The organism is Catenibacterium sp. (assembly GCF_052354645.1).
Taxonomy (GTDB): domain Bacteria; phylum Bacillota_I; class Bacilli_A; order Erysipelotrichales; family Coprobacillaceae; genus Catenibacterium; species Catenibacterium mitsuoka_A.
Map to the genome: position 1 here is coordinate 1 of NZ_DAWDDM010000099.1, position 6,788 is coordinate 6,788.

Consider the following 6,788-nt stretch of genomic DNA (forward strand, 5'->3'; position numbering starts at 1 on the left):
ATTTGCATAAACCTAGAACGAATCATGTTATCTTAAATTGGTGTGTAGTTCTTTAATTCTCTCTTGAACATCCATCTTGCAAAGAAGAATCCAACAAGAGCACCAATAATTGTAGTAATAATATATCCTGCTACCATTGTAAATACCTCCGTTAACGTTAAATAATTATATCAAACTAGATTGTGTTTGTAAATTGTTTTAGTGTTTTAGCACTAATTAAAGAGAGAATATCCTAAGATACCCTCTCTTTTTAGTTGTTTTTATAATGAATTGTATTCTTTTACTACGTTTTCTACAGTAAAGCCATATTCTTTGATGACTCTACTTGCTGGAGCACTCGCACCAAAAGTATCAACACACATAGTTTTACCATCTAAACCAACATATTTATGCCATCCAAAATCAGATAACATTTCTACAGAAAGACGCTTTCTGCAGCTATTTGGTAAAACAGATTCCTTATATTCATCGCTCTGTGCATCAAACAAGTTCATTGAAGGCATAGAAACAACACGTACTGAATGTCCCTGTTTTTCTAATTCTTCCTGTGCATGAATAGCAAGACCTACTTCAGAACCAGATGCAATAATGATACCTTCTAAGTCACCAGATTCTTTTCTAGCAATATAAGCACCATGTAATACATCCTCATAAGTAGAATTTGTAAGATTTTCTACTGGCTGTCTAGTAAGAATTAATGCAACTGGCATATTCTTTGTTTCAACAGCAATCTTCCAAGATGCAAGCATTTCATTTGCATCAGCTGGACGTAATACTTCAACATCAATACTGCTTCTAAGCATTGCAAGCTGTTCAACAGGCTGATGTGTAGGACCATCTTCACCAACTGCAATAGAGTCATGTGATAATGGAAGAATGATTGGACATTCCTGTAATGAACCCATTCTTAAGGCTGCTTTAAAGTAATCACTGAATACTAAGAAGCCCCCTGCTGAGATCTTAACACCCTTATGTAATGTCATACCATTCATGATAGACACCATTGCGAATTCTCTGATACCAAAATATACATTTCTTCCAGTATAGTTTTCACAGCTAAATCTTCCTTCGCCCTGGATTGATGTCTTAGTAGATGAAGATAGATCTGCAGTACCAGATAAGAATGTAGGGTTCTGCTTAGCCACTTCCTGAATAATTCTATGAGAAATATTACGAGTTGCTTCTGTATAACCTGGTTTGAATTCCTTTTGAATTTCTGTAATATCTAAATGATAATTACCTTCAATAGCATTTTTATATTCTTTATATTCTTCTGGATATTTTTCAGCATATTCTTCAACAGTCTTTAACCATTTCTTATATGCTCTTGTACCACGGTCTTTTACGTTCTTTTTGAAATCAGCATAAACTTCTTCAGGAACATAGAAAGGATCATGGTCAAATCCATAAGATAACTTAGCATTCTTACCGTCTTCTTCACCTAGAGGTGCACCATGAACTTTATTAGTTCCCTGATTGCAAGAACCATAACCAATAACAGTCTTCATGATGATAATAGATGGTTTGAATAACTCTTTCTTAGCACGCTTTAATGCACGGTTGATGGCCTGAATGTCATTACCATCAGCCACTTCGATAACCTGCCAATTCATTGCTTCATATCTCTTCTTTACATTTTCACTGAATGAATATGAAAGAGGACCATCAAGTGTTACTTCATTGGCATCATAGATAACAATTAACTTACCTAATGAAAGATGACCAGCAAGAGATGATGCTTCATAAGTCACACCTTCCTGCATATCACCATCACCACATAATACATATGTGTAATGGTCAACAATTGAACAATCTTCCTTGTTGTACTTTTCAGCAAGGAACTTTTCAGCAATTGCCATACCTGTGGCTGTAGGAATCCCCTGACCTAAAGGTCCTGAAGATGCATCTACACCATCTGTGATAGTGATTTCTGGATGTCCAGGTGTTTTTGACTGCCACTGTCTGAACTGTTTTAAATCATCAAGACTTAAATCATAACCAGAAAGATGTAATAAAGCATAAAGTAAAGAACTAGCATGACCACTTGCAAGAACAAAGCGATCCCTATTTTGCCAACTAGACAAAGAGGGATTTATGTTCATCACCTTAGTAAACAATGTGTATAAAGCAGGTGCGCCATCTAGAACCATACCTGGATGACCAGAATTTGCCTTATTGATCATGTCAATACAAAGCGATCTTATTGTAGCGATCGATAAATTCGAATCCATTTCGAGTACCTCCTAATCACCACCATTATACATAATTTTAATGATGTGTAAACCATTTTTTACGCAATAAAAAAGACAATCTTTTCACAAAGACTGTCTAGTTTACTTTTTTATGCATTCTTGCTTTAGCAGGAGTGACATCGTTACCATTTGCATCAACAACTTTGATACTCTGAAGCTGCTGTTCAAAGCCCCTTCTAAATTCTTTTAGGTATTTCTGTCTAAGCTTCTGCTGACGAACCTGTTCCTCAGGTGTAAGACCTACTGTCTTCTTTTTATGAGCAAGTGCATTAATTTCATCGATAAGTTTCTGATCAATAGCCATGATGACCTCCTGTATAATTTAAACAAACGAAAAGACCTAAGAGGCGTTGATTATCCCTGTTAAATACAGGTGGGCACCTTGTGAAAAACTTTAGGATCCCTACTCGTAGCAGGTCTTCAACACCGTCTTTCTAACAATCAGGTTCCCTTATCAAAAATGTAGGAAATCCATATACTCTCAGGTCACCACCATTATAGCATAAGCACCTTTTTAGTCAACATCTAGGCGTTATCCTTAAGTGGTCTAACAATAAAATTAGATGTTAAATCCTTACAAAATAGAGGCAAAATATTTTTAATATCATCGATAGTAAGAGCCTGATAGGCCTCAAATAGATCAAATAAATTAATACCTTCTAAATAGTATTGGCTAAATAATGAAGCGATTGTTTCGATAGAATTGAAAAAGCCAATAAGAGTTCCAATATTATTTCTTTTCATTCTATTGAATGCTTCTTCATCCAATGTCATATGAGGAATATCTTCAATAAGTTTATGTATATGAGATAGAAGTTCCTCAGGTTTAGGACTATCTCCTGCAAAAATAATATGAGAGAAATCACGCTCTTGTGAGAAGTTAGTGAAGAAAGAATCATTGATGAGTCCCATCTTAGTCCATTCATCTCTTAAATCACTACTCTTAGAGAATAACATATCCATGAAGATATAGAATGAAAGCTGTCTTTTGAGTTTTTCTTCAGGCGATTCAGGGACATTGTTTATTTTTATTGCGACATTGACCTTAGTCATAGTAACATCCATTTCATTTTCTTCATAAGCTTTAAAGATGGTTTCTGGTTCATTGTGATCTCCTCTTACAATTGGAGGCATATCATTGAAATCTTTCTTTGCCTGATTATCTCTAATAACGGACATGAGGTGTTCTGGATCAAAGTTTCCTGACACAAATAACATCATATTAGATGGATGATAGAATGTATGATAGCACTTTTGTAAGATGTCATAATCGATTTCCGCCACAGTTTCAACAGTACCAGCAATATCAATTCTAACAGGATGATTATGATAAAGGTTGCTGATGGCACCAAAATAACCACGCCAGTCAGGATCATCATTATACATGCCTATTTCCTGATTAATGATGCCCTTTTCTTTTTCAATACTTTCAGGTGTAACATTGAGTTCCTGCACGAAATCTAATAATAATTCAGTACATTCATCAACATTCGCAGCTGTATTGAACAAATAAGCAGTACGGCTATGAGAAGTGAAGGCGTTACTGCTCGCACCAAGTGCAGCAAACTTTTCTGAGGCATCTCCATCTTCCATATCAAACATCTTATGTTATAGAAAATGAGCGACACCATCAGGTACTGTGATTAAATCTGTTTCTCCTAGAGGAACAAAGCTACGGTCAATAGAACCAAAACGTGTTGAAAATAAGCCATATGTCTTAGTAAAGCCATCTTTTGGCATCAAATAGACATTAAGTCCATTACTCATCTTTTCATAATAGAGCGTTTCTTTAATTGTTGGATAATAAGTTTTCTTCATAGAACTCCTTTCCAGTTAAGAAATAGATGGTATCTAATTCTATACTTTGAGCACATTTGATGACATTTTCTTTTGTGACATTTTTAATTGCATTCTGTTTGTCTTCAATTGTATCCTGACTATTAATAATATCTCTTCTCCAATTGAATGAGATAATGGCATCAGGATCATCATCTACTTTAGATAATGCATTGATAAGCATAGTCTTTACCATTGATAATTCTTCATCAGTGATATGCCCATCCTGTAAGTCTTTGATCTGTTTTCCAATTAACTCTTTAGTCTTATCATAATTATTCATATCAATACCTGCGGCAATGGTCATAATACCATTCATTGGATCATAACTTGAATGAATAAAGTAACATAAGCTGTTCTTTTCTCTGACTACCTGGAATAGTCTAGATTGAGAATAACCTCCTAATAAATTAGAAAATACGCTCATTGCAGCTGTATTTTCACTTAAGGTACAGCAGTTTGCCTTATAACCCATAACGAGCTTAGACTGGACGATATCCTGTTTTTCAATAATATCTAAAAGATGTTTACGATCATTTTGATACATATAGGCACTAGGATAAGGATCATGTTTCACTTCTGGAAACTGTAGCTTTTCTTTGAAGATAGAAATAATACTTTCATCTATATCCCCTACTACATAAACATGCTTATCATCATTTTGAATCATATCTTTATATGTTTCTACAAGAGTATAAGCATTGATGTTTTCCATATCCTCTATATAGCCTGTAGAACGTAATCCTAGCACATTTCCTCTGCCCATATAATCTACCATACGATCAAAGGCATAGCCCATCTTATCGTCCATATCAGCCATAATACGATATGTGATTTCCTGTTTCTTGAGTTCAGTCATTTCTTCATCAAAATGGCCATCTACAATATAAGGATGATTTACTAATTCATTTAATAAATCTACCTGTTTAATGAGTAGATTTTCATTGATAGGGAGGAATTCCTGATTAACACATGTATTCTTAAAAGTAATAATATGACCTTTACCTGCTGAAGAAATATTCGCAGAAAGATTTGCACCATATAAATCTTCTAGTGTTCTAGATAAGTCCTTTTGTGTTGGATGCTTCATAGTTCCAGTAATCATTAAGAATCCTAGAACACTTCTACTTGTGACTGTTTCTCTTGTAAAACGTCCTTTAAAACGAACAGAGATTGTAATATCTTTAAATTTCTTAGATGAAATCAAGTGAAGTTGATATCCATTCATTTGATAGATCTTGTTCATTGTATACCTCTTTTCTTTCTCTATTCATTATAACTTTTTTGTATAGTAGTGCAAGAAAAAAGGACTCCCTAAGGAGTCCGACTCTATTAACGTTTAGATTTATCGTAAGGTACACCATCTGCACGAGGCGCAGCTGAGTTCTTAGATGTGAATGCTAATAGAATTAAAGTGGCAACATATGGAATTAATTTATATGTTGTATCAGGTAAAGACATTTTAGCAAGTAATGGAACTGAGTTATATGTATAAGACAATGTCTTCATGAAACCAAAGAAGAATGCTGCACCAGCAATTCTTAATGGTGCCCAGTTACCGAAGATTAATACAGCTAAAGCTAAGAAACCATAACCAGCAACAGTGCAGGTGAATTCTGTAGAGATAGGTAGAATATAAATAAGTCCACCCATACCAGCTAAGAAACCAGAAATACCTACACCTAGATATCTGATCTTATAAACACTGATCCCTGCAGCATCTGCTGCCTGAGGGTTTTCACCACAAGAACGGATTCTTAAACCAGTCTTAGTCTTCATAAGGAAATACCAAGAAATGATAAGAATCGCAATGCCTAGGAATGTAGTAAAGTAGCAGTTCTTGAAGAATAAATCACCAAGTACTGGAATACTGCTAAGTCCAGGAACTTCAGAAATTCTGAATTCATTAGTGAATGAAACGTTCTGCATACCATCCTGTACAGTTTTTGCGATGAAGATACCAAGTGCTGGAGCAAGCATATTTAATGCAGTACCAGAAATAGTCTGGTCAGCACTTAAATGAATGGCTGCAAAGGCATGAAGCATACTAAATACTATACCAACAATACCAGAAATAAGTAAACCTGTTAATAATAGTGGCAGACCATGAAGAATATCATTAGACTGCATATAATTTAAATAGAATACACCAGCAAAACCACCAATGATCATAATACCTTCAAGGGCTAAGTTAACAACACCACTTCGTTCAGAGAACATACCACCCAAAGCAACAATCATTAATGGAATGGCAAATAGTAAAGTCTGAGCAAAAAGGAAATAAACTATACTCATTCTGTTTTACCTCCTTTATTCTGCATTTCTGCTTTTCTCTTTTTATTTCTTTGATAACGTTCTAATAAGGCTTTAATGAATAGTGTGAATGAAGCGAAGTAAATAATAACAGCAACGATAATATCAATAACTTCAATCGCAATATTAAGTGCCTGCATATAGTTACCACCAACATTCATATAACCAATGAATAAGGCAGCAAAGATACAGCCAATTGGATTGGAGAAACCAAGTAAGGCAACTGGGATACCGTTCCAGCCTTCGTTTGGTAATGTTTCTGTGATTGGTAATGTTTTACCAGTACCACATAAGTAAGTTAAGGCACCACCTACTCCAGCAAAGAAACCTCAAATCATAAGGGCTAAAACGATACATTTCTTTTCGTTCATACCTGCATATCTTGCT

At 34.9% G+C, this 6,788-nt stretch carries 9 protein-coding genes and 1 other RNA gene; 1 reads left to right on the forward strand and 9 read right to left on the reverse strand.

Going from position 1 to position 6,788, the window contains the following annotated elements:
- Window positions 1-32: 32 nt before the first annotated feature.
- The 9 genes from ACT8VG_RS05755 to ACT8VG_RS05795 form a co-directional block, all read right to left on the reverse strand.
- Window positions 33-137 (reverse strand): YneF family protein, encoded by a 105-nt coding sequence (locus ACT8VG_RS05755; RefSeq protein WP_444195388.1) that lies wholly within the window; start codon window positions 135-137, stop codon window positions 33-35.
- Between the two features lie 123 nt (window positions 138-260).
- Window positions 261-2,231: a transketolase gene (gene tkt / locus ACT8VG_RS05760; protein ID WP_444195389.1), complete on the reverse strand. Its 1,971-nt coding sequence runs from the start codon at window positions 2,229-2,231 to the stop codon at window positions 261-263.
- Window positions 2,232-2,328: 97 nt separating this feature from the next.
- The gene (locus tag ACT8VG_RS05765; RefSeq protein WP_022424391.1) at window positions 2,329-2,556 is read right to left on the reverse strand and encodes a DUF896 domain-containing protein; all 228 of its coding nucleotides are present in this window, start codon (window positions 2,554-2,556) and stop codon (window positions 2,329-2,331) included.
- Window positions 2,557-2,585: 29 nt separating this feature from the next.
- Window positions 2,586-2,743: non-coding RNA, 6S RNA (ssrS, locus tag ACT8VG_RS05770), on the reverse strand.
- 34 nt (window positions 2,744-2,777) lie between these two features.
- Window positions 2,778-3,854: an EF-P 5-aminopentanol modification-associated protein YfmH gene (yfmH, locus tag ACT8VG_RS05775; RefSeq protein WP_444195390.1), complete on the reverse strand. Its 1,077-nt coding sequence runs from the start codon at window positions 3,852-3,854 to the stop codon at window positions 2,778-2,780.
- A gap of 6 nt (window positions 3,855-3,860) precedes the next feature.
- Complete coding sequence (locus ACT8VG_RS05780) at window positions 3,861-4,070, reverse strand: hypothetical protein (RefSeq protein WP_444195391.1); 210 nt, start codon at window positions 4,068-4,070, stop codon at window positions 3,861-3,863.
- Window positions 4,042-5,334: an EF-P 5-aminopentanol modification-associated protein YfmF gene (gene yfmF / locus ACT8VG_RS05785; RefSeq protein WP_444195392.1), complete on the reverse strand. Its 1,293-nt coding sequence runs from the start codon at window positions 5,332-5,334 to the stop codon at window positions 4,042-4,044. Before yfmF ends, ACT8VG_RS05780 begins: the two co-directional genes overlap by 29 nt.
- 86 nt (window positions 5,335-5,420) lie before the next feature.
- Window positions 5,421-6,383 (reverse strand): ABC transporter permease, encoded by a 963-nt coding sequence (locus tag ACT8VG_RS05790; protein ID WP_221710366.1) that lies wholly within the window; start codon window positions 6,381-6,383, stop codon window positions 5,421-5,423.
- On the reverse strand, window positions 6,380-6,562 hold the full coding sequence (locus tag ACT8VG_RS05795; protein ID WP_444195393.1) for a hypothetical protein: 183 nt from the start codon (window positions 6,560-6,562) through the stop codon (window positions 6,380-6,382). The genes ACT8VG_RS05790 and ACT8VG_RS05795 overlap by 4 nt, the downstream gene beginning before the upstream one ends.
- A 7-nt stretch (window positions 6,563-6,569) precedes the next feature.
- Here ACT8VG_RS05795 and ACT8VG_RS05800 point away from each other — a divergent pair, with 7 nt between their 5' ends.
- Window positions 6,570-6,698 (forward strand): hypothetical protein, encoded by a 129-nt coding sequence (locus tag ACT8VG_RS05800; protein ID WP_444195394.1) that lies wholly within the window; start codon window positions 6,570-6,572, stop codon window positions 6,696-6,698.
- Window positions 6,699-6,788: the final 90 nt, after the last annotated feature.

Coding starts and splice junctions, on each gene's coding strand:
- ACT8VG_RS05755 (WP_444195388.1), bottom strand. CDS start 137: ATGGTAGCAGGATATATTATTACTACAATTATTGGTGCTCTTGTTGGA.
- tkt (WP_444195389.1), bottom strand. CDS start 2,231: ATGGATTCGAATTTATCGATCGCTACAATAAGATCGCTTTGTATTGAC.
- ACT8VG_RS05765 (WP_022424391.1), bottom strand. CDS start 2,556: ATGGCTATTGATCAGAAACTTATCGATGAAATTAATGCACTTGCTCAT.
- yfmH (WP_444195390.1), bottom strand. CDS start 3,854: ATGTTTGATATGGAAGATGGAGATGCCTCAGAAAAGTTTGCTGCACTT.
- ACT8VG_RS05780 (WP_444195391.1), bottom strand. CDS start 4,070: ATGAAGAAAACTTATTATCCAACAATTAAAGAAACGCTCTATTATGAA.
- yfmF (WP_444195392.1), bottom strand. CDS start 5,334: ATGAACAAGATCTATCAAATGAATGGATATCAACTTCACTTGATTTCA.
- ACT8VG_RS05790 (WP_221710366.1), bottom strand. CDS start 6,383: ATGAGTATAGTTTATTTCCTTTTTGCTCAGACTTTACTATTTGCCATT.
- ACT8VG_RS05795 (WP_444195393.1), bottom strand. CDS start 6,562: ATGAATGTTGGTGGTAACTATATGCAGGCACTTAATATTGCGATTGAA.
- ACT8VG_RS05800 (WP_444195394.1), top strand. CDS start 6,570: ATGAATAAGGCAGCAAAGATACAGCCAATTGGATTGGAGAAACCAAGT.